We start from the raw sequence: 26,195 nt of genomic DNA on the forward strand, positions 1-26,195 counted from the left end.
TTGTTCATCACCTATTCACTTCGTTCATAGTGATTCTACTCGCTTTGCTCGAAAGGAAACTCCTTTCGCTTTGCTCAACCAGTATTGTTCATCATCTCTTCACTTCGTTCATAGTGATTCACAATAAAAAACTCTATGCCACCGCAGACATAGAGGGACTATTGAATATATTCAATAAACGTCCTCGGTAGGAAATTAAGGCTTGATGCCACCTACTGTCTTCGGTACAAGTTAATTATTAACCTCAACTAGCTTAGCATGCTAAACTAGTTGAGTCAAGAATTATTTTTCAGTTGGATCAATCAACATTCTAATATTTAATTAGAAAGAAGCTTGGTCAACATGGATACCAGGTCCAAATGTTGTTGTGATCGTTACATTTTTCATGTATTGACCTTTAGCTGCTGATGGTTTAGCTTTTAGCAATACATCATGGATTGCTGCAAAGTTTTCAACTAATTTTTCATCGTCAAATGAAACTTTTCCGATTGGTACATGGATATTTCCAGCTTTGTCCACACGGTAAGTTACTTTACCAGCTTTCACTTCGTTTACTGCTTTTGTTACGTCCATTGTAACTGTACCAGTTTTAGGGTTTGGCATTAAGCCTTTTGGTCCTAATACTCGTCCTAGACGACCTACAGTAGCCATCATATCAGGTGTTGCAACAACTACATCAAAGTCAAACCATCCGTTTTGGATTTTTTGAACCATGTCGTCGTCACCTACGAAATCTGCACCAGCTGCTTCAGCTTCTTTTGCTTTGTCTCCTTTAGCAAAAACTAAAACAGTTTGTGTTTTACCAGTTCCGTTTGGTAATACAACAGCACCACGGATTTGTTGGTCTGCTTTTTTAGGGTCTACGTTCAAACGGTATGCAACTTCAACTGTTGCATCAAATTTTGCAATGTTTGTTTCTTTTGCTAAAGCTACTGCTTCGGCAACAGGATAAACTTTACTTGAATCAACTTTTTTTAATGCATCTTGCATTTTTTTGCTCTTTTTAGCCATTTTGGTTCCTCCTTGATTGTGGTTATAACGGTTGTACCTCCCACGTGTTCTATATCTTTCAATATAGAGCCAACTGAGAAGCTGCTGTCTTAGGGTGTATAGATTATTCTACAGTGATCCCCATGCTTCGTGCAGTTCCTTCAACCATGCGCATTGCTGCTTCAACGTTAGCTGCGTTTAGGTCTTCCATTTTTAATTCAGCGATTTCTCTTACTTGATCGCTAGAAACTTTCGCAACTTTATTTTTGTTTGGTTCGCCTGAACCTTTTTCGATTTTAGCTGCTTTTTTCAATAGAACAGCAGCTGGCGGTGTTTTTGTAACGAATGTGAATGAACGGTCTTCGTATACAGAAATAACAACCGGAATGATCAAACCTGCTTGATCAGCTGTACGAGCGTTGAATTCTTTTGTGAATCCCATGATATTGATACCCGCTTGACCTAGTGCAGGACCTACTGGTGGAGCTGGAGTTGCTTTACCTGCAGGAATTTGCAATTTAACGATTTTTTCTACTTTCTTTGCCACGAGACATACCTCCTTAAGTCCGTGATGTGGTTAATTGGAGATGCATATTTCTCCTCCCACGTTTTATCTGATCTGAAAAAATCCAGACAAATAATGTGCAAAACAATGCACACTGGTACAGTATAGCAAATTTATTTGTTTTTTCAAGATTTTTTTCTGCTATTTTTACATTTTGCTTGAATAAACGCTAAATTTATTCTAAAAAAACAACAATTTTTCGTTCCCATTTCTTCTTTTATGTTACACTTGCGCTAGCATGGTTCAACAGATGAAAGCAAACAATAACACGGTTTTTTAGACCCTTGTACAAAGATTCCTACATAACAAAATGAGGTGGAGAAAATGAAAGATTTAAGGTATAGAAGTGTCTTTGATATTATTGGACCTGTGATGATTGGTCCAAGTAGCTCTCACACTGCCGGAGCTGCTAGAATCGGGAAAATCATACGTAGTATATTTGGCGAACAACCTGATTCTGTAGATATTTATCTATATGAATCATTTGCAAAAACCTATCGGGGGCACGGAACAGATATTGCATTAGTTGGCGGTCTGTTAGGGATGGAACCCGATGATGAACGTTTAGCTGATTCTTTGAAATTGGCATATGAAGCCGGTATGGAAGTCTTGTTTGTTCCTAAGAGTGAAAAAGCCGAACATCCAAACTCTGTAAAGATGCTTCTAAAAAAAGGAACACGAAAGCTTTCAGTCACCGGCATTTCGATCGGCGGTGGCAATATCCAGATTTCTGAATTGAATGGATTCAAAATTTCTTTAAGCATGGGTACTCCTACCTTGATCGTTGTCCACCAAGATGTTCCAGGTATGATTGCTAAAGTGACTAGTATACTTTCTGAGACCAATACAAATATCGGTACTATGACAGTGACACGGGAATCAAAAGGCGAAAGTGCCATCATGATCATTGAAGTAGATAATCCTCAAGTTGAAGAAACGGTAAAAAGACTCAAACAGCTGCCAAATATCGACAGCGTAAATTATTTCGATTAAGGAGCTAAAAAAATGTTTTTATCGATTGAAGAATTAGTAGATCAAGCAAAAGCTTATCCAAGTGTAGCAGAATTGATGATTGCAGTTGAAATGGAAATGAGTGGCCGTTCCCGTAGTCACATCATCGAGATTATGGAAAAAAACCTCTCAGTAATGGAACAATCAATCAACGAGGGAAAAGAAGGTGTTACCTCCGTCACAGGAATTACCGGTGGTGATGCAAAAAAATTAGATGATTATTTAAATGAGGCAGACTTTTTAAGTGGAGAAACAATCTTAAAAGCTGTACGCAATGCTGTAGCTGTTAATGAAGTCAATGCAAAAATGGGGTTGATTTGTGCTACACCGACTGCCGGAAGCGCGGGTGTTGTTCCTGGTGTGCTGATGGCTGTCCGAGATCGGCTTGATTTGACACATGAACAGCAATTGGAATTCTTATTTACCGCTGGCGCTTTCGGGTTAGTTATCGCAAACAACGCTTCTATCAGTGGTGCAGAAGGGGGATGTCAAGCAGAAGTTGGTTCTGCAAGTGCAATGGCAGCAGCAGCTTTGGTTTGTGCAAAAAATGGGACTCCTCATCAAGCAGCACAAGCAGTAGCCATTACATTGAAAAATATGATGGGACTGATTTGCGATCCCGTTGCAGGCTTAGTTGAAGTCCCGTGTGTCAAACGTAATGCTTTAGGCTCTTCTCAAGCTTTTATCTCTGCTGATATGGCATTAGCGGGTATCGAAAGTGTCATTCCGCCGGATGAAGTCGTTGCTGCAATGTACCAAGTCGGACGTCAAATGCCGTCGATTTTCAAAGAAACAGCAGAAGGTGGCTTAGCTGTTACGCCAACTGCTAAACGACTTGCGGAAGAGATTTTAAATAAGAGGGCGTGATAAAGCTCCTTAATTTCGAGTATTAAGAGATTAGTTATCTTCATAACAAAAAACGAAGAGAGGACTAATTGCCCTTCTCTTCGTTTTTTATTAATCCATCAATTTCGTATTTTTTACTTCATCGATCGTTTTTGTTCCTGCAAGTTGCATCGTGATCGACAATTCTTTGTTCAGGTGTTCAAAAACAGATGTTACTCCTTCTGCCCCACCTAGATTCAACCCATAAATCACTGGTCGGCCAATCGCAACTAAGTCAGCACCACTTGCCAGAGCTTTGAAGACATGCTCTCCTCGACGGACACCAGAGTCGAAAATCACTGGTACACGTTTGTTGACTACTTCGGCAATTTTTGGCAATACTTCAAAGGAAGCAGGACCTCCATCTAATTGACGTCCACCATGATTGGATACCCAGATACCATCTGCCCCTGCAGAGATAGCGATTACTGCATCTTCTGGCGATTGTATTCCTTTTACGATAACTGGAAGATGGGTGATTTCTTTGATTGTTTTGATGTCATCTGGTGTCAAGCCTTGTTTTGCAGCTGCATAAATTTCTGCGATTCCTTTTCCTTCGCCATTACCACTTGCACTTTGTTCGCTATACGCAGCTAAGTTAGGCATTGGTAATGGAAATTGGAATTGATTGATGACGTCTTCTTCACGGTAACCACCGAGCGTTGAATCTGCCGTTAAAATGATAGCTTTAGCCCCTGCTTCTACTGCTTTGTTCAAAATGAACTCATTGAATCTGTCGTCTTTACTCATATATAATTGGAAAAACTGCGGTGCGCCTGGCGCTGCATCGGCTGCGTCTTTGATTGTCGTATTTGCATAAGTGCTGATGGAAAAGATTGATCCAGCAGCAGCTACTCCTTTAGCTGTATCAGCTTCCCCTTTTTCATGTGCCAATCCTTGGGCCGCTGATGGCGCTTGGATAATCGGTGTATCTAATTCAATTCCGAAAACAGATGTATGCAAATCGGCTGAGTCGATTCCGCGTAATATCCGTGGCATGATTTTCTTTGTATTAAAAGAAGTCGTATTTTCTTTCATCGTCCACTCATCTTCAGAACCACCGCGAATATAGCCAAAAACTCCTGCTTCCATGCGCTCTTTTACACGACCTTCTAGTGAGGCAATGTTTACAATATCGATTGGATGTTCTTCATTACTTGTATGATAAGTCATAGTAGATCCTTCTTTCATCTTCTTGATTACATATAAATCATACTAAACTTACAAAAAGTAAGCAAACATTTACTCTCAGATACTTTTATCGCTATTCTTTCCAAATAAATCGACTTACAAGCTGATCTACTTCTTGGTTTTCATGAAGCATACTATGAGAGGCATTTTCACCTGTCACTACTTTTTCCTCTATTTCATTTCCGCGTTGCTTCAACAACGCATAGACCGCTAATGCACTGTTTAACGGTACTGTTCCATCACTCAAGTCTGTTTCATCTAGTTGACCAGCAATCAAGAAAAATCGAGTGGTTATAGGAATATTACCGATCATTTGCTGGTAATCTTGATAGCGGTTAGAAACGACAGCAGGCCCCTTTGCTAACTCATCTGTCAGAGACTGCGCACTGTCATCGACAAAATCATTAAAAGGCGCGCCAATTGCTGTTAATGTCTGAACTTGTGGCAATGACGTATCCTGTCCATACGTTCCTAAATAGCGTAGTGCACTAACTCCTCCCATGGAATGCCCCACTATGTTGACTTTATCTATGCCGTAGTTTTCTTTCAGATACAAAAGACAAGATTTGATCCATTCTGCTTGATTCCACTCGTTATTTTTATTATCTTCAAACAATACTTGGACCATCGGATTGTCTGCTTTTCCAGACAAATCTCCTGTTGCTTGTATTTGTCCATCTGTTCCTACTGTTAAAACCAATTCTTTTACTGCTTGCTGATTTTTTTCCAAACGCCGCAACATCCCTTTAAAGGAATTTTCTGTCCCGCTGTAGCCGTGGAAAAAAAGTGTTGGAATAGTGGTTTTTTCTATCACTTTACTGGATTCTGCCGTTTTTTCTTTATCAGAAACTTCAGTAGTATTTATCTTCGTCGTCTGGCAACCACTTAACGCAAACAAACTGATAAGGACTAAAGCTGCTGCAGTTGCACGTTTGCATAAATTTTTGATTGGTTCTGTCATACACCTCTTCCTTTCCATATAGAAAAAAGAAAGACTTGAAAGGCCAATCATATGATCAACATTTCAAGTCTCTTTATTAATCGATTTTATCTACTTGATCGAAATCAAGTTCTGTACTGGTTTCACGTCCAAACATATCGATGTTGACTTTCAATTTTTCTTTTTCTCCGTCAACTTCTGTTACTTGTCCTTCTAATCCAGCAAATGCGCCTTCGATGATTTTCACGACTTCGCCAACTTCTACTTCTAGATCATTTTGTCGCAGGCTCATACCGATAGAACGCAAGATATGATTGACTTCTTCTGGAAGTAATGGTGCTGGTTTGCTTCCGGCTCCGTGTGAACCAACGAATCCTGTCACACCAGGTGTGTTGCGGACAACATACCATGAAGCGTCTGTCATGATCATTTCAACAAGTACGTATCCTGGGAATGTTTTATGAACGATTTCTTTTTCTTTCCCATTTTTGACTTCAGTTTCTTTTTCTTCAGGAACAACGACACGGAAAATAAAGTCGGCCATTTTCATACTTTGCGCACGAGATTCGATATTTGCTTTTACTTTGTTTTCATATCCTGAATATGTATGCAAGACATACCAGTTTTTTTCAAAAGATTCCATTGAAGGCTCCTCATTTCATTGTAAAATAAAAAAACCTCAGTACACCCGAAGTTTTTCTTTCGCTTCATTATAGCACTAAAAGTACGTTGTGGCTAGCGAGTTATTTTAAGATCCAGCCAAATAAACTTTGGATGGCTGTATCCATTACGTAAAACATCAATCCGAAAATAATAGAAGTTTCGATGACTACTAACGTATCTTTACGGAGTTGTTTTCTGCTTGGCCAAGTTACTTGTTTGATTTCATCTTTTACGCTTTTTAGAAATTTCATGAGACAACCTCCCTTGCTACTGTTTATTTCGTTTCTTTATGTAATGTATATTGATTACAATATTTACAAAACTTATTGATTTCCAAACGTTCGCCGCTTTTTCCTTCACTGACTGATTTTGTGTAGTTGCGAGACCCACAAATGGAACAAGCGAGTGCTGCTTTTTTCTTTGCCATTTACTTCTGCCCCCTTGCTGAGAATCAGACTTATACTTCATAACAGTATCACGTAACTTTTTACTTGTCAATTTGTGAAATAAACTATCTATTGTTTTGGATAAAATTATGATATGATTAATTTGAAATTAAGCTAAAATGAGACAATTGGAGGTATAGCGATGCTATTAAAAACACTTGTATATAAGAAAAAAGATCTGACAACCGTTACAGAGACTAGTACATTAGAAGAAGCATTAAAAATTTTAGAAACTTCCGGATACCGTTGTGTGCCGATCTTAGATTCTTCAGGTAATATTTTCCGTGGAAACATTTACAAAATGCATATCTATCGTCATAAAGCAAATGGCGGTGATATGACGCTTCCTGTCACTCATCTTTTGAAAAACGCTACAAAGTTCATTTACCTGGATACTTCTTTCTTCAAAGTATTCTTTACGATCAAAGAGCTTCCTTATATTGCTGTCCTTGACAGTGAAAATCATTTTTATGGTATTTTGACACATAGTACGTTGCTTAATATGCTCTCTCAATCTTGGAGCGTAGAACAAGGAAGCTATGTACTGACAATTGCTTCCACAGGAAAGCAAGGAGATTTGGCTGCTATTGCAAAAATCATTTCAAAACACAGCAGCATTGCCAGCTGTATTACTCTTGATATCGAAAAAGACGAATACATTCGACGTACATTGATCACGCTACCGGCTAACACTGAAGCGAAAGTATGTGAAACGATCGTCAACCACTTAGAGAAAAAGAATTATAAAGTGGTAGAAATTGAAAATTTGCAAAACCAAGAAGCATAATCAAAAAGCGAAAAAAGAAAACAGCTAATCTGCTTTCTTTTTTCGCTTTTTATAATTAGACACGCTTTTCAAAATCAAGCGCGCGATCTAAATAATACATCAATGGTGCTGAAACAGCCATGACGATAAACTCACTTAATGCAAGCGTGCCATAGGTTGTCCAAAATGCTTGGCCACCTGTTGGAACTAACATATAAGCAATCAGTCCCATGCTGATGGTAAAGAAGATCGTGTTCAATACTAAACGCATCTTTACATTTTTCACTTTGTTTTGCAATAAAGCTGTCAGGCCTAAAGAAAGCAATGTTTGGCCGCCACCAAAAACCACATCCATGATACCAAAACCAAAGAAGGCATTATAGACGATGACCCCGCCTAAAACTCCCCCAAGCAATTTACGGTTAAAGACAACTAAATGATTCAAACTTTCTGAAATACGAAACTGGATCGGCCCTGAGGATACAGGCGCAACTAAAATAGTTAACGCTAGATAAAGAGCCATGATGATGCCATTTACAACGATTACGGATAACCGTTGTCTGCTTTTCGTTTTTTGCATTTTCTCTCCTCTTTTCTCCTAGTTTTTTTAACGCGGGATGGTTGATGAACCGCGGTTATGTGAAACAAACAATAATTATAACAGACTTTTCATTTATTTCAATCCGTCTTATCTGCTTTTAAAAAAGCAAAAGCTTAAATAATGTAAACGTTTGCTAAAAATCGTGGGATATGGTATAAAGTAAGTGTAAGGGGTCATAAGAATTCCCAGTAAAGCAGACGAAGTAGGATCTGCAAGAACAGAATTGTTGTGAAACTTAAATAAATAAAAAAGGATGTGGGAATTTGAGCAACCTCTTACTAGAGAACGGTCTAGCAAGCAGCTGAAGATCTAAGTGGACATGCCGAACCTTGGAACTTCTCCTTACGTAAGTAATGGATCATGCGCTTGCTAGGCTTTTTTGTGTTTTTCGGTCTTCGGACCTTTTTCATTTTCCTAGACTTCTGCTATAATAACCAAGAATTAATTTTGTAACAGATTTTTTTGAAAAAACAAGTTTCTTTCATTCAAAAAATAGAAAAAGCTTGCTAATTATTGGTTAACCAGCAAACAGGAGTATTAAAATATCTTGTTTTATTGAATAGCAGGAGGAAATTATGAAATTCCATTATCATATATTGATCAATCCATCGGCAGGCAGCGGAAATGGCTATAAAGTAGCAGAAAGAATTTTACCGGTATTAAAAAATAAGCATATTGACTATACACTTCATTATAGTGAATACAAAGGACACGATGCTGAGATTGCTGAAACTTTGGCAAAAGAAACATTGATTCCTTGGATAGAAGAAGAACAGAAAACAATCGATATTTTCCCCCTTTTGATCATCGTAGGAGGTGACGGCACCTTACATCAGGTACTTGATACTTTCTATCAGATGGAAGTAGAATTCCCAGTTGCTTATATTCCAGCAGGTTCTGGAAATGATTTTGCTCGAGGGGCAGGCCTTCCAAAAAATCCCAAAAAAGGACTTCAGCTGATTTTAGCAGCTCAATCACCAGAAAAAGTCCACATAATGGCTTATGAAGAAAAAATAAGTGAAAAAAAAGGAATAGCTGTTAATAATTTCGGTATAGGATTAGATGCAGCTATCGTCCATGCGACAAATCATTCTTCCACAAAAAAGCGATTGAACAAATACAACTTAGGATCATTTTCGTATTTATTCTCTATTCTCCGTGCTTTATTCACTCAAAAAGGATTTCCAATTCTGGTAGATGCAGGAGGAAAACAATTAAGTTTTTCAAACGCATTTTTATGTACAGCAACGAAGCATCCTTTTTTTGGCGGAGGAATCGCGATTGTTCCAACTGCTGATGCGTCTAAACCAGTCATTGATTTTGTCGTGGTCGAACGAATCAATTTCTTTAAAATCTTGTGGCTCATTCTTTTACTTATACAGAAAAAACAATTGAAATCGAAATATTTCCATCACTACACAACAAACAGATTACGTATCGTTTCAACAACACCGCAACATGGTCAAGAAGATGGAGAAGAAATGGAAAAACGACCTTTTGATATCACAATAACCACAACTAAACAGTTGTTTTGGTGTTAATAAAAGAGGTTTTGTCAGAAGCTACATCTGGAACACCGTTTATTCGGAAAAAAGGACTGTGACACGACTTTTGTCACAGTCCTTTTTTTACTATGCAGTTAATTCTTTGCCCAATTGGGTTGCCATCGATAGTTTCTTTCTTTACCCAAAATAAATTGGATCATTGAAAACACCGCAGCAAAAGCAACTAAGACACAACCATTGAACCAAAAAGATTCTGCAAATGTTTGATTGTAACTGAGTGTTTCACTGATCAAGTTATTATTTTGAACAAACCAATATGTTGGTGTGAATGCCGCTATTTTGCTAACCATTTCTGGCAAGTATTCTGCTGGTACAAACACCCCACCGATAAAGCAACTGCCTGTGATAAAAATATCTTTGATCCCACTGCTGGTTTCTGAGTTTTTTACCAATGAAGTGATACAAGCCGAAAAGCTAATGACCGGCAATAAAAACAAGAAAGTATTTAAAATATGATACCATACCGTTATATCCCACGAGGTGTGGATCACTAACAGAACCATTAGAAGTAAGAAGCCACTGAACAACAGCAGCGAGTAACTAATCAAACTAAAGGTTACTTTGCGATTCAAGTTTCGTTTGGTAATGGGCGCACTCTGGTTTCGTTTACTGATCTCTTTGCGATTAAACGCTAGATTGATGACGCTGAAACCGCTAAAAATGGATAGAAACAACCCATAAGACAAGAAATTAAAGGTTGTGCCCGTCAACAGCTTTTTCATCCGCTGACTATATCCCGCACTTAGCTCAACTTCTCCAGTAACCGAGAGTGCCATTTGTGTCTGTTCCATAGCTGCATCGATTGTTTTATCTTCTTCTTGAAACAGAATCAGTGTTTGCAAAAAGGTGTTCACTTGCTGTGTAACAACTGTTTTAGAAAAGGCATCTGGGCGACTCTGTATCTTGATCGTCGGCATCTTTCCTACTTCGACTTGTTCGGTAAAGTCTGCAGGCAGATGTAAGATAATGTTTACACGATTAAAATAAAGAGCATCATCGATTTCTTTTTGTGAGGTTCCATCCAATGTAACGACTGTTTCCTTGTCATTCAAATATTTACGAAGGCCATCGACTACAGGCGACTCTTCTTCACTAATCAAGGCGATTTTCGCATCTTGCAGAGAGGTATTTTCAACATCAATATTTTGCGCAAAAAAGAATGTGGCAACAACAGTGATAATTACACCTATCAGTAAATTCGATTTATTTGCTTTAAGCAATGTCCAAATCGTTTTATAAAGCGTCATAACGCACCCCTCTTTCCATCCAAGCATTTCCTAACGCAAAAAGGAAAATAAATCCGATCAACCATAGAAGATTGGTATAAAAACTAGCCAAATCAGTGTAGAAATAAAGTTTATACAAACTTTCGCTGATCAAGTTGACGAGATTTAATTGACCAACAATCGGAATATGAAGATCAATCCAATACTTCACTTGTTCCGACCCCATCATACCAGCAAAAAAGCTCATCGCAATCGTCACTGAAATCAAGATGCTATCCTTTTGCACCAGATTCATTTTTGGTATCAAATTACCAACCAATGTACCTAACAAAATCGCACACAACGACCCCAGAGCGGTAACAATCATCAACCATTGCCAACGTTCACCAAAGTCTACTTGATAGATAAAACGAAAGACAGCTAACATAATATAAATCTCTGTCAAAACAATCGTAAATCTTGCTGCCAAATTAGCGATTGAAACTAACGATTGCTTTCTAGGAATCAAGGACAAGCGAATACCATTTGACGATTGATTTGCTTGCTGATCCTGTACATTGCGGACCCCCCACATCGTCCCGTAGAGAATCGCCATTCCAATCAGAGTGAAGAAATAAAAACTTTTGAAACTCATATTACGACCTGCATGAACTTCTTGAAAAGATACTTCTTGTTCAAAAACAGTCATGATGGGCGCGAGATCAACGTTCTCCACTTCTGCCACTTTACTCGAAATTATACCAATACGCTGTAAAAATTGATCCATGACGTTTTTCATCAACGTCTGACTCATTCCTGCTTGACCCACATGGAGCGAAACAGATGAACCATCAATGAGATAAAAACCAGCCAAATCATCTGCATTTAGCTTTTCATTCGCTTCTACTTCCGATAGTTCCTGTACTTCAAATAATGGTTTATCATTGACTTCGACTTGTTCTAAGACTGTGGTAAAATTTTCCGAAAGCGCTGTTTGATCCGCTTTGATTACAATTCCAGTATTAATCGTTTCGAGATTGCCACCTTGATCAATCTCGCCAAAGGCCGCCATAAACATCAATCCTAAAAGAATTGGAAAGGCCAATGTCCAAAACAACATGGATTTATTTCGCAGCAGTATTTTTGTGCGATATTTATAAAAATGCCAAAACATTATTTCCCCTCCTCTAGTCTCTCAAATCCTTGCCAGTAATCTCTAAAAAGACATCATTCAAGGACGCTTCTTTGGTTGCTATTTTTCCGTAACTGATCTTTTCTTCTTGTAAGATTGTAAGAATCGGCAACAATACTGTATTTAGTTCAGTAGTTGTTACTTGGAGCTGACCTTTTTTATAAGCGATTCCATCAGAAGCTATTGTTCGCTGAATCGCTGACAACACGTTTTCTGGGAGTAATGGGATGTCGATCGTCAAACGATCCGCCGTCCGTACCATATCTTTTAGAGATTCTTTGGTTCCTTTAGCAATCACCTGTCCTTGATCCATGATCACGATCTGGTCGCAAAGAATTTCTACTTCTTCCATGTAATGTGTTGTATAGACAATGGTTGCTCCTTGTCGATTCAGCTCCTTGATACTTTCTAAAATTTTATTCCGACTTTGGGGGTCTACAGCTACTGTCGGCTCATCTAAAAAAATTAACCGCGGCTTGTGGGCAATCCCACATGCGATGTTCAACCGACGTTTCAAGCCACCACTAAGTTCTCCTGGACGAAACGAAACATATTTTTCTAATCCCACTAATTGAATCACCTCTTCAATCAAGGCTTTCCTTTTCTCTTTTTCGGAAACATATAAACCGCAAAAATAATCGATATTTTCTTGCACACTTAGTTCGTCAAAGACCGCAACGTCTTGAGGAACGACCCCAATCATTGCCTTGACAGCATAATTTTCAGGAGTCATTGTTGTCCCGAACAATTTAATGGTTCCTTTGTCATAATTTAACAAAGAAAGCATACAGTTGATGGCAGTCGATTTCCCACTGCCGTTTGATCCTAACAGACCTAAGACTTCTCCTTCTTGTACTTGCAGATCAAAATGATTCAATGCTACAAAATCTCCATAGCGTTTGACTAATTTATCAATTTCGATAATCATCATGAAAAACTCCTTCCAAATTTCTTGTTGATCTGACTATAATAAAGTGCAAGAAAAGAAACTAGTGACGATTGGCTAAACCACACATGACATTTGTCACAATGAAGGAGTCTGCTATGCATAAATCTCGGCTACTCAACGAAACTAGCTTTCTACTGGTTATCTCATTGCTTTTGCTGGTAAGTCAAGGATTCGTTGCTATGCAAGTTATCTATTTATTGATCGCCGTTTTATTCACTGGTGTCAGTTATTTACTGCCTACAAAGCCAAATTGGATTTTCCAAGTTATTCTATTTCTTTTATGTGCCTTTTTACCTGATCTTGTCCTGTTTCTGCCAGCGACGATGCGAGTGATCGCCCCTGAAGAAAGCCACCTTGATTACTTGTTTTTGTTAGGTTTTTTGTTGATTTCGACGGTTGGTAATCATCCCCCCATCAAGGTCGCCTTTGTCGTAATTTTGCTGTTTTTTTCCTTTTACTTACGAAAAAAAGATCAACGAACGACCGATCTTGAGAAAAAGTACATTGTCTCCAAAGATACTCATTGGGAAAAACAACAAGAGTTATCGGAACAAAATAAAGTATTGGCCCTGTCACAAGAAACACAATTAGCCTTGCAAATTGTGGAAGAACGGAACCGAATTGCCCGAGACATCCATGACAATGTCGGTCATCTGCTGTCAAGTGCGATTTTACAAATTGGTGCGCTTGAAATGATCAATCAAGAACCAAAACTAAAAGAACCATTAGAAAATTTAAGTGCCACCGTTCACACTGGGATGGATCGGATTCGTCAAAGTGTCCATGACCTCCATGAGACATCGATCTCTTTTCAACACTCCTTAGAGTTTCTGATCGCTGATTTTCCTTCTTCTGTTACGATTGAAGGAAACTTGTTTGAAGGATTGAATGAAACGCAGCAAAACTGCTTCTTAATGGTCATCAAAGAAGCCTTAACCAACAGTATCAAACATAGTCATGCCAAAACCGTTGTTTTACATTTTCGAACGTTGCCGGCCTTTTATCGCTTGCAAATCACGAATGATGGCACCAGCCCACAAAAAAATTCTGCTCCCGGTATTGGTTTGAAAACGATGCGTCAACGTGTTCAAGAACAAAAGGGACAAGTCCATATTTTCCAAGAAAACCAGCAATTTCAGTTAACGATCATTTTACCAAGGGAGGGACACCAATGATAACAGTAGTCATTATTGATGATGATCCATTTGTGACGAAATCGTTACAAACCATTTTAGAAAGCACGAAAGAGATCCGTGTGTTAGGCATTGGTCATTGTGCCAAGGATGCGCTAGTCTTATACGAAACCCATCGTCCCGATGTTTTGCTGACGGACATCCCCATGCCTAAACAAACGGGCATCGATGCTGCCAAAGAAATTTTGGCTAAATTTCCCAAAGCCATCCTTTTGCTTTTGACGACATTCAAAGATGAAGAATACATCCGCGAAGCATTTTCCATCGGTGTCAAAGGGTATTTAATCAAACAGAACTTGCAAGCGATTATTCCTTCTGTCAAATCCGCTTATAATGGACAGGCCGTATTTGGTAATGAAATCATCGAGACTTTCACTCAAATGTTGAAGAATAAACCGACGATTGATAGTCATGCTTATGCTTCTTTTAGTGAACGTGAGCTTGCAATCATCAAAGAAGTAGCTGCCGGGAAAAACAATAAAGAAATTGCAGATGCCTTGTACTTGAGTGACGGCACTGTTCGCAATTACATCAGCCAATTACTAGAAAAGCTAGATTTACGGGATCGCACGCAATTGGCTATCTATTTTTATCAGCATTTGCAATAAGTCTTATCTAACACAAAAAAACCTGAATGATGCTCCTTCGCATCATTCAGGTTTTTTTCACATCTTCTATTCAATTGTCCCGCAAACCATTTCCTCACGATTGAAAGAATCAAGGATTCGCAGGGCTGCCAGGATTCGTTGGATTGTTCGGCGTGTTAGGCGGAAAAATAGGCGCCTTGTCTAACGTTTTTTCTAGTTTTGATTCTTCACGATCGTCTCGTTCTACATCAGGACTTTCATTCAATTTGAATTCTTTTTCCATCTCATCTAACTTTTTAAAGTCATTGCCAGATTCTTTTGCTAATTTCGCTAATTTATCTTCGGTTTCTTTAGCCATAAAGTAACGCCCCCCTTTTGATTTCAGCTTAGCATATCACACTGAAAAAACAAAAGAAAACGCTAACCAACGATCATTTTTAGCTATTTCTCATCTTTAAAATCAAGCATTTTTTGCCGGTATAAAATCGTAGGGAGAACTGTTTTCCATACCAATCATCGGATCTACTAACTGGTTATCGATCACTTCTGCTGTAAGAACGAAATCTTTAGAAACAGCAGGTTCTACCTCTTCTTTCTTTTCTTCTCCAACAAATGAAGAAAACAGATCTGGTTCCACTGTTTCCGTTACTTGTTTTTTCGATTCATTCGTCCCACTGTCATCTTCTACAGGTAGCTTTTCTTTTACAACCCGTGGCTCTTTTGTATAGTTCCCATCTTCAAATGGATCATTTCCGACCAAAGAATCTTCATAAGCTGCTAGTTTGGTCCGGAGAGTGATATTCATTTTATCATTATCTATGATCCTTGATTTCAACGTAGTCATCCGGCTTGCTGATTCATTCGCTACACAAGTGACATAGGCTTGCTCTTCCCCTAACAAAATCAACAGTTCCTTACTGCGGGTCACTGCCGTGTAGAGCAAATTACGCTGAAGCATTCGCTGATATTGATGGACCATGGGCAAAATAACCATCTTGAATTCACTGCCTTGTGATTTATGGATTGAGCAACAATAAGAAAGAGTGATTTTATTCCATTCGTTTCTTTTATAAGTGACCTCATTTGCATCAAACTGGATAACTAATTCATCCACTTTATCTTCAGAATCTTTTGCCAAGATGATACCCGTGATTTCTCCCATATCTCCATTGAATACATTCAATTCGGGAGTATTGACTAATTGGAGGACTTTGTCTCCTATCCGATAAACGGTGTCGTTCCAATGTACTTCCTTTTTTCCAGGTTTCCCTGGATTGAATATCTCCTGCATCATTTTATTTAACGCATCGATCCCTGCAGGTCCCCGATACATTGGTGCTAATACTTGGATATCTTGTGCACGGAATCCCTTATTTTTCGCTTTTTCCACAATTTTAGAGATCAAGGGTTCAATTTGATAAGCATCACTTCGGAAATAGGAACGATCTTTTTGATTCTTTGTGAAATCTTTTGGCAGACGTCCTTCTTTGATCTCATGGGCAAGAGGAATAATACTAGAACCATCACCTTGCCGATAAATCTGATTGAGTTCCATTTTGGGAATTTGTTCGATTTCCAAAAGATCATGGAGTACTTGACCAGGACCGACAGAGGGAAGCTGATCTTTGTCTCCTACTAAGATAACTTGCATATTCGTCGGAATCGCTTTGAATAATGTGTTAGCCAGCCATGTATCGACCATAGACATCTCATCAACAATCAAAAGTCCGCCTTCTAATTCTTTCGTACTGACTGAAGGTGTTTTTTCCCGTCCATTCAGCCCCAGAAGACGATGGATCGTACTGGCAGGCAGACCTGTCGTTTCGTTCATTCGTTTAGCTGCTCGGCCAGTTGGTGCTGCAAGTAGAATAGGAAAAATTTCTTGGGTATATTTTGAAGGATCCAATTCCAGTCCGTTCAACTCTGCAAAAAGATTGACGATTCCGTTGATCACAGTAGTTTTCCCCGTACCTGGTCCTCCTGTTAAAATAAATAGAGGGGAACGGATTGCTTCAGCGATAGCTTGTTCTTGCGAAGGTCCATACTGTATGCCGAATATTTTTTCGATACGCCGAATATTCTTCTGCACTTCTTTTTCAGGATAATGGATTTCTTTTTTACGACTGAGAAGGCGCTGGATCGAATTACCGATCCCCCATTCAGAAAAGTACAAACTGTTTTCGTAAAGATTAGTCTCTTCTTGTTGTATCTTTCCTTCTTCAACAAGTTGGATAATTACAGTAGCAACCTGATCAGGCTGGATTTCAATTGGGCGACTTGTTTCTAAAATACGGATCGTTTGCTGAAGCAATGTCTCCGCCGGTACGTATGTATCTCCTGTTTGAACTGCATGCTGAAAAATCTGATGCACGATAGCTGCTCGAATTCTTCTCGGTGAATCTGCTGCAATACCGATTTGTTCGGCTAGATTATCTGCACGTTTGAACCCGATTCCTTCTATGTCTTCGACTAGCTGGTACGGATTTTCTTCGATGATATCCAAAGACTCGTTCTTATAGGCCTGGTAGATACTGAAAGCTAACTGACTACCGAACCCGTAACGATTCAGTCCCATGATCACTTGATCCATCCCGTGGTTTAGCCGAATCGTCTCAGCAAGCATTTCTCTTTTTGGCTTCGTCAAACCGGAGATTTGTTTTAATACCGAAGGATCAGCAATGATTTTTTCGATAGCATCTTCTCCCAGCAATTCTACAATTTTTTCTGCTGTTTTCTTCCCGATTCCTGGGAATTTTTCGCTGGAAAGATACGCTACGATCCCATTTGCAGTTGTTGGCTTTTCTTGCTCATATCTTTCGAGTTTAAGCTGCCTTCCGTATTTAGGATGATCCACTAATTCTCCATAAAAACGATAAGTCTCATTTTCTTGAATATCGCCGAAACTTCCGGTGACTACAATCTCTTTTTCACGGTAATCAGCTGTGGTTTCACTGATGTGTACCAAAAGCACTTTGTAAAAATTACTAGGATTTTGAAAAAAAATCGCGGCAACTGTACCAACGAAATAAGGCATTTCTTCTGGCTGCATCGGAAGCCGCCTCCTTCTTCTATAGTAAAGGTTCTGGTGCTGTTTCAGTTCCTAAAAAATCTGTTTGGTTCCATACTTTCAGTTCATATGGCAATAATCTGCAAGGCTCTTCAGTCTCTAAAATCGTCAAACTACTATTGAACAATCCACCCATTTCACGCAACTCACTTAGCTCTTTTCCTGTCATCCATTGAATAGCTGCAGTTAAAGAAGCTCCATGTCCTACGAATAAAAGTGGGCCATCTTTATGTTGGGCAACCGCATCTGCTACAACAGTTTCGATACGTGTGATTGCCGATTCAATCGTTTCTCCGTGAAAAGGAGAAGGATCATACAGATCTAAATGATTACGCAAATTCGGCAGATTATCCGGATATTTCTGATACATTTCATCGATCGACTGACCTTCTAAAGTACCCAGCCCTAGCTCTCTTAGCTTATCTGTATAAAAAATCTCTACCGGACGAGCAAGCTCTTTGTTGATACCTTCTGCTGTATCACGTGCTCGCTTTGCTGTACTGGAATAAATTGCTTTAAAAGGAACATATTTTACCTTTTTCCCAAATGCTTTGATTTCTTCGTAACTTTGTGGCAAAAGCGGAGAATCGCCATTGCTCCCTTGAAAACGTCTTTCCTGATTCCATTGTGTCTTCCCATGTCGGGTAAAATATAGTTCCATACGCAGCAAACTCCTGTCTTTCTTTTATTTTACTCTATAATAAACTGTCTAATCCAGCTTGTCATTTTCATAGTGATGCGTCAATTCTAAATTAGGGAATCCTTGCTGGCGAAGTGCTTCATACACTATCATTGCAGCTGTATTCGATAAATTCAATGAGCGGACATGCTCATCATTCATAGGGATGCGTAAACACTTTTCTTCGTTTTCACGCATAAATGTTTCTGGCAAACCGGTTGTTTCTTTTCCAAATAAAAAGAAGTGCTCTTCTCCATCAGCAAAATTTTCGTCACTATATACTTTATGGGCAAATTTTGAGATCAAATGTAGTTTACGATTACCTAAAAATGTTAAAAAAGCTTCTAAATTACTGTGGTAAGTAATATTTACATCATTCCAATAATCCAACCCTGCCCGTTTTAGATGTTTGTCATCAGTTGAAAAACCTAGTGGCTCGATTAAATGAAGCGGAGTATTCGTGGCTGCACACGTACGGGCAATATTTCCAGTGTTTGCAGGGATTAATGGTTCAAATAAAACGATATGATTCATCAGGATCATTCCTCTCATATTTATGTTCGTTTCTATTTTCTGACAATTTGATTTTTGCATAAAAAAAAACGTATCAACTCGGTGTCAGTCACTGCGAGTCGTTACGTTAGTGAAGCTCTTCTCACTAACTTTTATCAGAACAGGAACCTGATAAAAACCAATGAAAAAACAACTTGTTGCTAATATAACACCCTCAACTTTTTTTTGCAACCTCTACTCATTAAAAACTGCTAGAAAAACGTTTTCTCTTAGTTCCTTTTAATAATTCTATGTCAATTGTAATCTTCTTCAAAGGATTCTTATATAAGTCTGCTTTGATTCGCTCTTCTACCTGCCATTCTAAAGGTGACATGGCCAAAAGATCTTTTTGATTTTCCTCTGGTATCTCAAATTCATAGGTTACACGCTGACGTTCAGTTAATTTCATTGCTTCAGCAAACTTAGCTACTACACGTTCATTGGAATAACTCTGTTTTTCAGGTTGATTCGGATAAAAAGCCTGACGTAGTTCCTTTAAATAATTTTCTTGTGGCACCACCTTCAACACTTCTCCATCTTCTGAGAGTACACGTTGGAATTCTTGGTAATGAGAAGGCGAAAAGATATTTAAAACCGCGTTGAATGTTTGATCAGCAAACGGCAAATTGGTCAAATCAGCTACACACCAAAATGCTTCGGCAGATTGTTCTGTAGCTGCGTAGACTCCTTCTTTTGAAATATCAAATCCAACAGCATTTTGAATCTTTTTCAATTTTGAAAGTTCATTCAAGAAGCTACCTTCTCCGCAGCCAACATCTAATAGCGAGACTTCTTCAGGTAAATGCTGCGCAATAGTCTCAATAACGGGCTGATACATGCCAGATTGGATCATTCTACGCCTTGGAACGAACATTCCTTGATCGTATTCTGTTTTAACCGCATGGGATAAAAAATAAAGTGTTCCTTTTTTGGAAAGGTCAAAACGGTGATTATTTTTGCATATCAAGCCATTATCAGACTTTTTTACTTCTTCTTGGCAAACCGGACAGCGGAACAGCTGATGATTTTCTGCCAAAAACTGGCGTCCTCGGTCAATTTTTTTTAACATAGTTCCCCCTCATTTCTGTTTTATCTTACCGTTAGATGCTCACTTTGGCAACTGCTAAAAATATGATACAATGCCTAGAAGAAAGTGAAAGATAAAGGAGAAGATTAGATGATCAAAGAATTTTGCGCTGAAAACTACACATCTATTCCTCTAGCAATTGCTAGAGGAGCCGATCGGATCGAATTGTGTGACAACTTAGCGGTCGGTGGCACAACCCCGAGTACTGGTGTGATCGAAGAAACGTTAAGTTATGCTGGGGAAAAAGATATCCCCGTAATGACGATTATTCGTCCTAGAGGGGGCGACTTCGTCTATAACGATATCGAATTGAAAATCATGCATACTGATTTGATTGAAGCAAAGAAATTAGGGACGGATGGCGTAGTATTTGGTTGTCTTACTCCTTCAGGCTGGCTAGACGAAGAGGCCTTGGAACTATTGATCGAAACAGCAGAAGGGTTGCAGATCACCTTCCATATGGCTTTTGACAGTATTCCTGAAGATCGGCAATTCGAAGCAATCGATTGGCTGGTAGAACATGGTGTTGACCGTATCTTGACTCATGGCGGTCCTGCTGACAAAACTATTGTAGAAAATTTCCCACGGCTTAAAGAATTGATTGCCTATACAGATGGCCGCTTAATCATTTTGCCTGGTGGTGGTGTCACTGCAGAGAATGCAGCACATGTAGCTAAAGAATTGAACGTAAGCGAAGTACACGGAACCAAAATCGTGGATCTTCAGTTATAATCTTATAAACAAAAAAACATTTGCAACAGGCATAATGCTTATTGCAAATGTTTTTGTTTTTTTACATAAAATAGCCCATAAATAAAGAAGCAATATTGAAATAAATCAGTACACTCGTCAAATCGCTCAAAGTCGTGATAAAGGGGCCGCTTGCTACTGCTGGATCAAATCCTAGACGATCCATTAGCATCGGGATTAAACTACCTGCAAGATTCGCCACTGTGATTGCAAATAGCATAGCCATCCCTATGACAAACCCCAAGATAAAATTATGTTTCCAAAAACCTACGATTAGAAAAATCGTGATCCCCGTAACAGCTCCTGTGACAACGCCGGTCAAGACTTCAGCCAAAACAAGTCGAACAAATCCATGATCTTTCTCATCAGAAATCGCAAGTCGACGAACAGCCACAGCTAGCGACTGGGTTCCAGCATTACCGGCAGTTCCTGTAATCAGCGAAATGAAGACTGCTAAAATACTCGCTTCACTTACCAAGTCTTCATAGTGACTGATTAAAGAAGCGGTCGACATACCTAAAAACAACAGAGTGATCAGCCAAGGCAAACGTCGAGACGCTGCCTTTACTGGATTTTCATTAATTTCTTCCACATTGACCCCGGCAAGTCCTGAATAATCGCTAGCAGCTTCATCATCAATAACGTCGATGATATCATCGACTGTGACGATTCCTAACAAATGATCATCATAATCGGTAACAGGAAGAGCTAAGAAGTCATAATCCCTAAATGTTTGTGCCACATCTTCTTGGTCGTCGCCTACATGAACTGAAAGCACTCGTTCGCTCATCAGATCAGAAATCATTGCGTCGTCATCATTCACGATTAGGTCGCGCAGAGAAATAACCCCTACTAGCTGACCTTCTTGATTAACGACATAGATGTAATAGATTGTTTCAGCTACATCTGCTTCGTTCTTCAGCACGTACATCGCAGAGCGAACAGTTTGATTGGCTACGATCGAAACAAATTCAGTTGTCATGATCGCGCCAGCTGTTTCATCCTCGTAATGGAGAAGTTCCTTGATTTCACTGGCATCGTCTGCCGACATCAAACTTAAATATTTAGCAATTTGCTTTTTATCCAGCGTATTAAGCAAGTCAACAGCATTATCTGTATACATCTCAGAAAGCATATCAGCTGCATAGCTAGGACGCATTTCATCTAGGTATTCTTTCATATGTTCGTTGTCTTCTTCAATCACATCGAACATATCCGCTAATTCTTTAGGCGACAGATAGGAATAGATCAGCTGTCTGTTCTCTTCTGTAAGAGATTGGTAGAATTGCCCCTGCTCATAGATATGCATCTCTAAAAAACTGTTTCTGAATGCCTGAATATTATTTTCCCTTAAATCTTGAGTCAACTGGGCAAATCTTTCCTCTAATTCTTGATTTTCATCCAAACCAATCTCACCTCGCCTTATTCTTCAAACCGTCTCACAACTGCCTCCATGTCTGCGGCTAAAGGCTGCTTGAACTCCAGCAACTCTTCTGTAAATGGATGGTAAAAACGCAGATCATAACAATGAAGGGCTTGTCTTTTTATTCCCAGATCCATTCGCCCGCCATACATATCATCACCGAGCAGGGCACAGCCAATTGCGGAAAAATGAACTCTTATTTGATGTGTCCTTCCTGTATGCAGCTGGATATCAACTAACGCGATTTCTGTTAGTCGCTTCTCTATCCAGTACTCAGTCTGTGCCGAACGTCCTTCATCAGAGACCATTCGCTTCAATAGCGAAGAATAATCTCGGGCGATCGGCAAATCGATATGTCCATGTGCCGATAAATCTGAAAGCCTTCCACTGACTAAGGCCTGATATTTTTTCACAAACTTCTTTTCACGAAGTTGCATATCTAATTTTGCGTGCGCAAATCCATGCTTTGCAAAAAGCATCAAACCAGATGTATCCCGATCTAGTCGCGTCACCACATGGATTACTTGGTTTTCGTAACCTTTTTTTTTATAATAAGCCTTTACACGATTAGCCATTGTCCCATTTGGATGGTATTGGGCAGGAATAGACGAAACGCCTGCTGGTTTATTTACTACCAGAACGTGTTCATCTTCATACACGATATCGATCGGTGTTTCATCCAAAAGTACGGTTTCATGTTCTCCTTCAGCAGGAATCACAATGGTTACCTTATCATCCTTAGCTAGAGAAAACAAGACATTTTCTACTTGATCATTAACTTTGATTTGACCGCCTTGAAATTTTATTTTCGCTAACAGACCCTTTGAGATCCCTTTTTCTTTTAAAAAATATTTTACTTGCTGAGAATGTTCTTTCTCATAATCCCATGTAAACTGCATATCAATCCTCACTAATAAAGGCATCTTTCACACGATGCCAAAAATGCATATGTCGATAAGAAGCAAAATGGATCCGTTCTTCTGCTATTCGATAATAAATTGAGCGGATATTTGCTTTTGCGACATTCAATTGATCAACCGTTACAAGATAATCTTCTGTATTTTCCAATTTTATTTCTAGCCATTCATCATGGGCAATCACGATCGGAGAACCCAAAGTACGAAACACTCGATTATTCAGTGAAGCAATCTCTGCCAACTGAAAGGCATTGATACTAGGATGGATCACAGCACCGCCGACACTTTTATTATATGCTGTCGAACCAGTAGGCGTAGAAATCGTCAATCCATCTCCTCTAAAACTTTCAAACAGCTCGTTTTTGATGTATACATCGGCTACCATCGTACGATTGGCCCGTTTAATCGTTGATTCATTCAGTGCTAAAAAATGCTGGTCCGGTGTTTCATCCAAATAACTGATCCGAACATCCAGCAAGGGATAACTAACACTTTGTTCCCGATTCGTTCGTAAGCTGTCTACTAGTTCTTCCAGCTCGTAATCCCGCCAATCCGTGTAAAACCCTAAATGACCTGTATGCACGCCCAAGAAACGCACATCATTCAGACAATGACTGTAGTGATGGAACGCCGACAATAATGTGCCGTCTCCGCCGACTGAGATGACCAATTCTGGCTCATGATCATCTCGTTGAATCCCTGCTTGTTCTAAAAGTGCGTTCAAACGTTCTGTCACTTCTATAGTCTTTGCTTCTTTATTATGAACGATCGCTACTTTCATCCCCTGCCTCCTCTCTTTCGCTTTCTTTCTTCAAAAGCGTTCGATAGTAGACATCATCTGATTTTCCTCTTCCATGGGAGAATAACCGCTGTGCTTCTTGGATTTCTTCACGGATACTGGACATCTCTTCATCCAACTGATAGGCAGCTTCTGCCGCACGCTGAAGTCGTTCACTCATTTCTTCTGGAAAAACGCCTTGATATTTATAATTCAGCGAATGCTCAATCGTTGCCCAGAAATTCATCGCAAGAGTCCGAATCTGGATTTCCGCCAAAATTTTCTTCTCACCGCTGATCAGCTGTACAGGATACTCGATCACCAGATGATAAGAACGGTAGCCACTTGCTTTTTTATTTGTGATGTAATCTCGTTCTTGGAGAACTTTCATGTCTTTTCTTTTACGGATGATCTCAACAACTTGATGGATATCTTCTACAAACTGACACATGATCCTTAACCCGGCAATATCAGACATTTCTTCTTCTAAACGTCCCATTGGAATATGCCGTAATTGTGATTTTGTTACAATACTATCGACTGGCTTGACTCTCCCAGTGACAAATTCAATCGGGACATGTCGATTTTGTTCACGGAACTGTTTGCGGATCCCCCGCAGTTTCACTTTCAATTCTGATACAGTTTGTTCATATGGTGCTAAAAATGCTTCCCAATCTCGTTCCATAGCTGATACCTCTACTTCATTAACATTCATTGTTTATTCTACCATATATGCAAAGTTTTTTCGTACTCTTGATTTATGCATTGACCAAAAAAAGAAAATTAGGCAAAATAGACAAAAAGGAGTCGATCAAATGACACAAATGCTTGAAATCGAATATAAATCTATGCTGACAAAGCAAGAGTACGAGATATTCATCGCTCACTATCAATTAACAGATAAAGATTTCCGTGTACAGACTAATATTTATTTCGATACCGTTGATGAACAGCTGAAGAAACAAAATTGTGGCCTACGGATCCGTTTCGTTGGTCATCAAGCTGAATATACATTAAAAACACCTGCTGAAAAAGGGCGTCTCGAAACAACGGATACCTTTATAACAGAAGAAGCAGAAGCATTTATCTTCGAAAAACGTCTGCCTCGTTCAGGCGCAGTTTTTCAAAAACTTTCTGATTTGAATATCGATCCTGCTTCATTAATCCAAACCGGAAAGCTTACAACAAAACGGGCTGAATTCCCTATTGAAGAAGGACTTTTAGCTATTGATGAAAGCTGGGGAGACAATCTACACGATTTTGAACTGGAACTAGAGGTAGGGGATGCATCTGTGGGAAAAATTGCTTTTATAAATTTTTTAAAACGTTTTTCTTTACCTTATCGTCCTGCTAAAAACAAGATCCAACGTATGCTTGAAGCTAAAAATTAGAAACCTTTCATTTTCACAAGGCACTTGAGTTCATTTTTTTACTTTTTTCTGTTAAGTTATAGGATGTGAAAGAATCTAGTCACTAGTTGTATAGAATCTATTTTGGGGGAGATTCATATGATCGAAATCTATTTATTTGTTAATCCTTTAGGGGAATACTGTTTCGAAATGGAACAACAGTTATTACAATTTATCGAAGAAGAGTACGGGACACCATCAAAAGAAAAGATGCAATTTCGCTTTCTTCCTTTGGTCAATTTGCAGACAATTGGGGATGTCATGCAACAAAAAGGAATTTCTCAGAACAATCTTGAGGAACGTAATCACTTATTCTCAATGACTTATTCTGCAGCATTAGACTGCAAAGCGGCGCAGTTTCAAGGAAAGAAAAAAGGCCGCCGTTTTTTGATCAAATTGCAAGAAGCAGTCGGCTGTAATGACATACCATATTCTCAAGAACTTGCTGAATCCATATTTGAAGAAATCGGCGGCGATTTGAATATGTTTAAAGAAGATCGGCAGTCTGACTTCGTTAAAGAAGTATTCTTTTCTGATCAAAAAATTGCTCGGGAAATGGGCATCACAAAACACCCTTCTGCAGTCGTTTACAATTATGCCTGCGACCGTGATTTTGGTGTTTTAGTAGAAGTAAAAGGTACAAGTAGCCTTTGGAGAATCACAGAGCTGTGTAAAACAACAGATAACTCATATCAAGTTTTTAATGGTGAACATTTACATACAAATGATTCTCAGTTCCATTCAAGAACTAGCCATTTACACTTGCTTTCTAATTAAAAAAATA

The 26,195-nt window shown here is 39.1% G+C and carries 29 protein-coding genes, 1 riboswitch and 1 other annotated feature; of the genes, 9 read left to right on the top strand and 20 right to left on the bottom strand.

Features of this window, described 5'->3' with window-relative positions:
* Nucleotides 1-115 precede the first annotated feature (115 nt).
* Nucleotides 116-243, bottom strand: a sequence feature (ribosomal protein L10 leader region).
* Between the two features lie 78 nt (nt 244-321).
* Together rplA and rplK are read right to left on the bottom strand one after the other, a co-directional pair.
* The gene (gene rplA / locus IGL15_RS11910; protein WP_002294587.1) at nt 322-1,011 is read right to left on the bottom strand and encodes a 50S ribosomal protein L1; all 690 of its coding nucleotides are present in this window, start codon (nt 1,009-1,011) and stop codon (nt 322-324) included.
* Between the two features lie 103 nt (nt 1,012-1,114).
* Complete coding sequence (rplK, locus tag IGL15_RS11915) at nt 1,115-1,537, bottom strand: 50S ribosomal protein L11 (RefSeq protein ID WP_002291638.1); 423 nt, start codon at nt 1,535-1,537, stop codon at nt 1,115-1,117.
* A 342-nt stretch (nt 1,538-1,879) separates the two neighbouring features.
* On the opposite strand from rplK, the gene sdaAB reads away from it, so the two are divergent.
* Nucleotides 1,880-2,548 (top strand): L-serine ammonia-lyase, iron-sulfur-dependent subunit beta, encoded by a 669-nt coding sequence (gene sdaAB, locus IGL15_RS11920; protein WP_002307114.1) that lies wholly within the window; start codon nt 1,880-1,882, stop codon nt 2,546-2,548.
* 12 nt (nt 2,549-2,560) lie between these two features.
* Nucleotides 2,561-3,433: an L-serine ammonia-lyase, iron-sulfur-dependent, subunit alpha gene (gene sdaAA, locus IGL15_RS11925; RefSeq protein WP_002294584.1), complete on the top strand. Its 873-nt coding sequence runs from the start codon at nt 2,561-2,563 to the stop codon at nt 3,431-3,433.
* 90 nt (nt 3,434-3,523) lie between these two features.
* Here sdaAA and IGL15_RS11930 read toward each other — a convergent pair whose 3' ends face one another.
* The 5 genes from IGL15_RS11930 to rpmG form a co-directional block, all read right to left on the bottom strand.
* Nucleotides 3,524-4,624: a lactate oxidase gene (locus IGL15_RS11930; RefSeq protein ID WP_104765621.1), complete on the bottom strand. Its 1,101-nt coding sequence runs from the start codon at nt 4,622-4,624 to the stop codon at nt 3,524-3,526.
* A gap of 91 nt (nt 4,625-4,715) precedes the next feature.
* The gene (locus IGL15_RS11935; RefSeq protein ID WP_010829736.1) at nt 4,716-5,603 is read right to left on the bottom strand and encodes an alpha/beta fold hydrolase; all 888 of its coding nucleotides are present in this window, start codon (nt 5,601-5,603) and stop codon (nt 4,716-4,718) included.
* Nucleotides 5,604-5,679: 76 nt separating this feature from the next.
* The gene (gene nusG, locus IGL15_RS11940; RefSeq protein ID WP_002294580.1) at nt 5,680-6,225 is read right to left on the bottom strand and encodes a transcription termination/antitermination protein NusG; all 546 of its coding nucleotides are present in this window, start codon (nt 6,223-6,225) and stop codon (nt 5,680-5,682) included.
* A 100-nt stretch (nt 6,226-6,325) separates the two neighbouring features.
* Nucleotides 6,326-6,496, bottom strand: a complete 171-nt coding sequence (secE, locus tag IGL15_RS11945; RefSeq protein WP_002294579.1) for a preprotein translocase subunit SecE — start codon at nt 6,494-6,496, stop codon at nt 6,326-6,328.
* Nucleotides 6,497-6,519: 23 nt separating this feature from the next.
* Nucleotides 6,520-6,672, bottom strand: coding sequence for a 50S ribosomal protein L33 (gene rpmG / locus IGL15_RS11950; protein ID WP_010727345.1), 153 nt, complete (start codon nt 6,670-6,672; stop codon nt 6,520-6,522).
* A 161-nt stretch (nt 6,673-6,833) separates the two neighbouring features.
* On the opposite strand from rpmG, the gene cbpA reads away from it, so the two are divergent.
* The gene (gene cbpA, locus IGL15_RS11955) at nt 6,834-7,478 is read left to right on the top strand and encodes a cyclic di-AMP binding protein CbpA (RefSeq protein WP_002294577.1); all 645 of its coding nucleotides are present in this window, start codon (nt 6,834-6,836) and stop codon (nt 7,476-7,478) included.
* A gap of 55 nt (nt 7,479-7,533) precedes the next feature.
* Here cbpA and IGL15_RS11960 read toward each other — a convergent pair whose 3' ends face one another.
* Complete coding sequence (locus IGL15_RS11960; RefSeq protein WP_010829737.1) at nt 7,534-8,037, bottom strand: QueT transporter family protein; 504 nt, start codon at nt 8,035-8,037, stop codon at nt 7,534-7,536.
* 12 nt (nt 8,038-8,049) lie between these two features.
* Nucleotides 8,050-8,096: riboswitch (PreQ1 riboswitch) on the bottom strand.
* Nucleotides 8,097-8,633: 537 nt separating this feature from the next.
* Between IGL15_RS11960 and IGL15_RS11965 the strand changes: the two genes are divergently transcribed.
* Complete coding sequence (locus IGL15_RS11965; protein WP_002318552.1) at nt 8,634-9,599, top strand: diacylglycerol/lipid kinase family protein; 966 nt, start codon at nt 8,634-8,636, stop codon at nt 9,597-9,599.
* A 98-nt stretch (nt 9,600-9,697) separates the two neighbouring features.
* Here IGL15_RS11965 and IGL15_RS11970 read toward each other — a convergent pair whose 3' ends face one another.
* Genes IGL15_RS11970 through IGL15_RS11980 form a run of 3 tightly spaced genes read right to left on the bottom strand, consistent with a single transcriptional unit; the run spans nt 9,698 to nt 12,948 of the window.
* Nucleotides 9,698-10,870: an ABC transporter permease gene (locus tag IGL15_RS11970; protein ID WP_104765620.1), complete on the bottom strand. Its 1,173-nt coding sequence runs from the start codon at nt 10,868-10,870 to the stop codon at nt 9,698-9,700.
* Nucleotides 10,857-12,002, bottom strand: a complete 1,146-nt coding sequence (locus tag IGL15_RS11975; protein WP_104765619.1) for an ABC transporter permease — start codon at nt 12,000-12,002, stop codon at nt 10,857-10,859. Before IGL15_RS11975 ends, IGL15_RS11970 begins: the two co-directional genes overlap by 14 nt.
* Before the next feature lie 13 nt (nt 12,003-12,015).
* The gene (locus IGL15_RS11980) at nt 12,016-12,948 is read right to left on the bottom strand and encodes an ABC transporter ATP-binding protein (RefSeq protein ID WP_104765618.1); all 933 of its coding nucleotides are present in this window, start codon (nt 12,946-12,948) and stop codon (nt 12,016-12,018) included.
* An 86-nt stretch (nt 12,949-13,034) separates the two neighbouring features.
* Between IGL15_RS11980 and IGL15_RS11985 the strand changes: the two genes are divergently transcribed.
* Both IGL15_RS11985 and IGL15_RS11990 read left to right on the top strand, forming a co-directional pair.
* Nucleotides 13,035-14,144: a sensor histidine kinase gene (locus IGL15_RS11985; protein ID WP_373413087.1), complete on the top strand. Its 1,110-nt coding sequence runs from the start codon at nt 13,035-13,037 to the stop codon at nt 14,142-14,144.
* A complete protein-coding gene (locus IGL15_RS11990) occupies nt 14,141-14,770 on the top strand; it encodes a response regulator transcription factor (protein ID WP_104765617.1) in 630 nt (209 codons plus the stop codon). Before IGL15_RS11985 ends, IGL15_RS11990 begins: the two co-directional genes overlap by 4 nt.
* 109 nt (nt 14,771-14,879) lie before the next feature.
* Here the strand turns inward: IGL15_RS11990 and IGL15_RS11995 are convergent, their stop codons facing one another.
* The 5 genes from IGL15_RS11995 to IGL15_RS12015 form a co-directional block, all read right to left on the bottom strand.
* The gene (locus IGL15_RS11995) at nt 14,880-15,107 is read right to left on the bottom strand and encodes a hypothetical protein (protein ID WP_002289596.1); all 228 of its coding nucleotides are present in this window, start codon (nt 15,105-15,107) and stop codon (nt 14,880-14,882) included.
* 102 nt (nt 15,108-15,209) lie between these two features.
* The gene (recD2, locus tag IGL15_RS12000) at nt 15,210-17,798 is read right to left on the bottom strand and encodes an SF1B family DNA helicase RecD2 (protein WP_104765616.1); all 2,589 of its coding nucleotides are present in this window, start codon (nt 17,796-17,798) and stop codon (nt 15,210-15,212) included.
* A 19-nt stretch (nt 17,799-17,817) separates the two neighbouring features.
* The gene (locus tag IGL15_RS12005; protein WP_002294557.1) at nt 17,818-18,477 is read right to left on the bottom strand and encodes a histidine phosphatase family protein; all 660 of its coding nucleotides are present in this window, start codon (nt 18,475-18,477) and stop codon (nt 17,818-17,820) included.
* A 48-nt stretch (nt 18,478-18,525) separates the two neighbouring features.
* Entirely contained in the window at nt 18,526-19,029 is a 504-nt protein-coding gene (gene trmL, locus IGL15_RS12010) for a tRNA (uridine(34)/cytosine(34)/5-carboxymethylaminomethyluridine(34)-2'-O)-methyltransferase TrmL (protein ID WP_002289592.1), read from the bottom strand.
* 220 nt (nt 19,030-19,249) lie between these two features.
* A complete protein-coding gene (locus IGL15_RS12015) occupies nt 19,250-20,116 on the bottom strand; it encodes a methyltransferase domain-containing protein (protein ID WP_002294559.1) in 867 nt (288 codons plus the stop codon).
* Between the two features lie 108 nt (nt 20,117-20,224).
* Here IGL15_RS12015 and IGL15_RS12020 point away from each other — a divergent pair, with 108 nt between their 5' ends.
* On the top strand, nt 20,225-20,866 hold the full coding sequence (locus tag IGL15_RS12020; protein WP_002294560.1) for a copper homeostasis protein CutC: 642 nt from the start codon (nt 20,225-20,227) through the stop codon (nt 20,864-20,866).
* 61 nt (nt 20,867-20,927) lie between these two features.
* On the opposite strand, the gene mgtE is transcribed toward IGL15_RS12020, so the two are convergent.
* From mgtE to IGL15_RS12040, 4 genes are read right to left on the bottom strand one after another with little or no spacing between them, the layout of a single operon-like run.
* Complete coding sequence (gene mgtE, locus IGL15_RS12025) at nt 20,928-22,289, bottom strand: magnesium transporter (protein WP_002294561.1); 1,362 nt, start codon at nt 22,287-22,289, stop codon at nt 20,928-20,930.
* A gap of 17 nt (nt 22,290-22,306) precedes the next feature.
* Nucleotides 22,307-23,206, bottom strand: a complete 900-nt coding sequence (locus IGL15_RS12030) for an RluA family pseudouridine synthase (protein WP_104765615.1) — start codon at nt 23,204-23,206, stop codon at nt 22,307-22,309.
* A 1-nt stretch (nt 23,207) separates the two neighbouring features.
* Entirely contained in the window at nt 23,208-24,005 is a 798-nt protein-coding gene (locus IGL15_RS12035) for an NAD kinase (RefSeq protein ID WP_002289847.1), read from the bottom strand.
* Nucleotides 23,983-24,687: a GTP pyrophosphokinase gene (locus IGL15_RS12040; protein ID WP_002289848.1), complete on the bottom strand. Its 705-nt coding sequence runs from the start codon at nt 24,685-24,687 to the stop codon at nt 23,983-23,985. Before IGL15_RS12040 ends, IGL15_RS12035 begins: the two co-directional genes overlap by 23 nt.
* A 130-nt stretch (nt 24,688-24,817) precedes the next feature.
* On the opposite strand from IGL15_RS12040, the gene IGL15_RS12045 reads away from it, so the two are divergent.
* Together IGL15_RS12045 and IGL15_RS12050 are read left to right on the top strand one after the other, a co-directional pair.
* Nucleotides 24,818-25,393: a CYTH domain-containing protein gene (locus IGL15_RS12045; RefSeq protein ID WP_002289849.1), complete on the top strand. Its 576-nt coding sequence runs from the start codon at nt 24,818-24,820 to the stop codon at nt 25,391-25,393.
* Between the two features lie 117 nt (nt 25,394-25,510).
* The gene (locus tag IGL15_RS12050) at nt 25,511-26,188 is read left to right on the top strand and encodes a ClpXP adapter SpxH family protein (protein ID WP_002289850.1); all 678 of its coding nucleotides are present in this window, start codon (nt 25,511-25,513) and stop codon (nt 26,186-26,188) included.
* Nucleotides 26,189-26,195 lie beyond the last annotated feature (7 nt).

The organism is Enterococcus sp. DIV0436a (assembly GCF_051711605.1).
In the GTDB taxonomy this organism is placed as follows: Bacteria; Bacillota; Bacilli; order Lactobacillales; family Enterococcaceae; genus Enterococcus_B; species Enterococcus_B faecium.

Coding starts and splice junctions, on each gene's coding strand:
- IGL15_RS11960 (WP_010829737.1), bottom strand. CDS start 8,037: ATGCAAAAAACGAAAAGCAGACAACGGTTATCCGTAATCGTTGTAAAT.
- rplA (WP_002294587.1), bottom strand. CDS start 1,011: ATGGCTAAAAAGAGCAAAAAAATGCAAGATGCATTAAAAAAAGTTGAT.
- rpmG (WP_010727345.1), bottom strand. CDS start 6,672: ATGGCAAAGAAAAAAGCAGCACTCGCTTGTTCCATTTGTGGGTCTCGC.
- IGL15_RS11985 (WP_373413087.1), top strand. CDS start 13,035: ATGACATTTGTCACAATGAAGGAGTCTGCTATGCATAAATCTCGGCTA.
- recD2 (WP_104765616.1), bottom strand. CDS start 17,798: ATGCAGCCAGAAGAAATGCCTTATTTCGTTGGTACAGTTGCCGCGATT.
- IGL15_RS12015 (WP_002294559.1), bottom strand. CDS start 20,116: ATGTTAAAAAAAATTGACCGAGGACGCCAGTTTTTGGCAGAAAATCAT.
- secE (WP_002294579.1), bottom strand. CDS start 6,496: ATGAAATTTCTAAAAAGCGTAAAAGATGAAATCAAACAAGTAACTTGG.
- IGL15_RS11975 (WP_104765619.1), bottom strand. CDS start 12,002: ATGTTTTGGCATTTTTATAAATATCGCACAAAAATACTGCTGCGAAAT.
- sdaAB (WP_002307114.1), top strand. CDS start 1,880: ATGAAAGATTTAAGGTATAGAAGTGTCTTTGATATTATTGGACCTGTG.
- IGL15_RS11990 (WP_104765617.1), top strand. CDS start 14,141: ATGATAACAGTAGTCATTATTGATGATGATCCATTTGTGACGAAATCG.
- nusG (WP_002294580.1), bottom strand. CDS start 6,225: ATGGAATCTTTTGAAAAAAACTGGTATGTCTTGCATACATATTCAGGA.
- IGL15_RS12030 (WP_104765615.1), bottom strand. CDS start 23,206: ATGCAGTTTACATGGGATTATGAGAAAGAACATTCTCAGCAAGTAAAA.
- IGL15_RS11930 (WP_104765621.1), bottom strand. CDS start 4,624: ATGACTTATCATACAAGTAATGAAGAACATCCAATCGATATTGTAAAC.
- IGL15_RS12045 (WP_002289849.1), top strand. CDS start 24,818: ATGACACAAATGCTTGAAATCGAATATAAATCTATGCTGACAAAGCAA.
- IGL15_RS11970 (WP_104765620.1), bottom strand. CDS start 10,870: ATGACGCTTTATAAAACGATTTGGACATTGCTTAAAGCAAATAAATCG.
- IGL15_RS11995 (WP_002289596.1), bottom strand. CDS start 15,107: ATGGCTAAAGAAACCGAAGATAAATTAGCGAAATTAGCAAAAGAATCT.
- cbpA (WP_002294577.1), top strand. CDS start 6,834: ATGCTATTAAAAACACTTGTATATAAGAAAAAAGATCTGACAACCGTT.
- IGL15_RS11935 (WP_010829736.1), bottom strand. CDS start 5,603: ATGACAGAACCAATCAAAAATTTATGCAAACGTGCAACTGCAGCAGCT.
- IGL15_RS12005 (WP_002294557.1), bottom strand. CDS start 18,477: ATGGAACTATATTTTACCCGACATGGGAAGACACAATGGAATCAGGAA.
- IGL15_RS11980 (WP_104765618.1), bottom strand. CDS start 12,948: ATGATTATCGAAATTGATAAATTAGTCAAACGCTATGGAGATTTTGTA.
- sdaAA (WP_002294584.1), top strand. CDS start 2,561: ATGTTTTTATCGATTGAAGAATTAGTAGATCAAGCAAAAGCTTATCCA.
- IGL15_RS11965 (WP_002318552.1), top strand. CDS start 8,634: ATGAAATTCCATTATCATATATTGATCAATCCATCGGCAGGCAGCGGA.
- IGL15_RS12040 (WP_002289848.1), bottom strand. CDS start 24,687: ATGGAACGAGATTGGGAAGCATTTTTAGCACCATATGAACAAACTGTA.
- trmL (WP_002289592.1), bottom strand. CDS start 19,029: ATGAATCATATCGTTTTATTTGAACCATTAATCCCTGCAAACACTGGA.
- IGL15_RS12035 (WP_002289847.1), bottom strand. CDS start 24,005: ATGAAAGTAGCGATCGTTCATAATAAAGAAGCAAAGACTATAGAAGTG.
- IGL15_RS12020 (WP_002294560.1), top strand. CDS start 20,225: ATGATCAAAGAATTTTGCGCTGAAAACTACACATCTATTCCTCTAGCA.
- IGL15_RS12050 (WP_002289850.1), top strand. CDS start 25,511: ATGATCGAAATCTATTTATTTGTTAATCCTTTAGGGGAATACTGTTTC.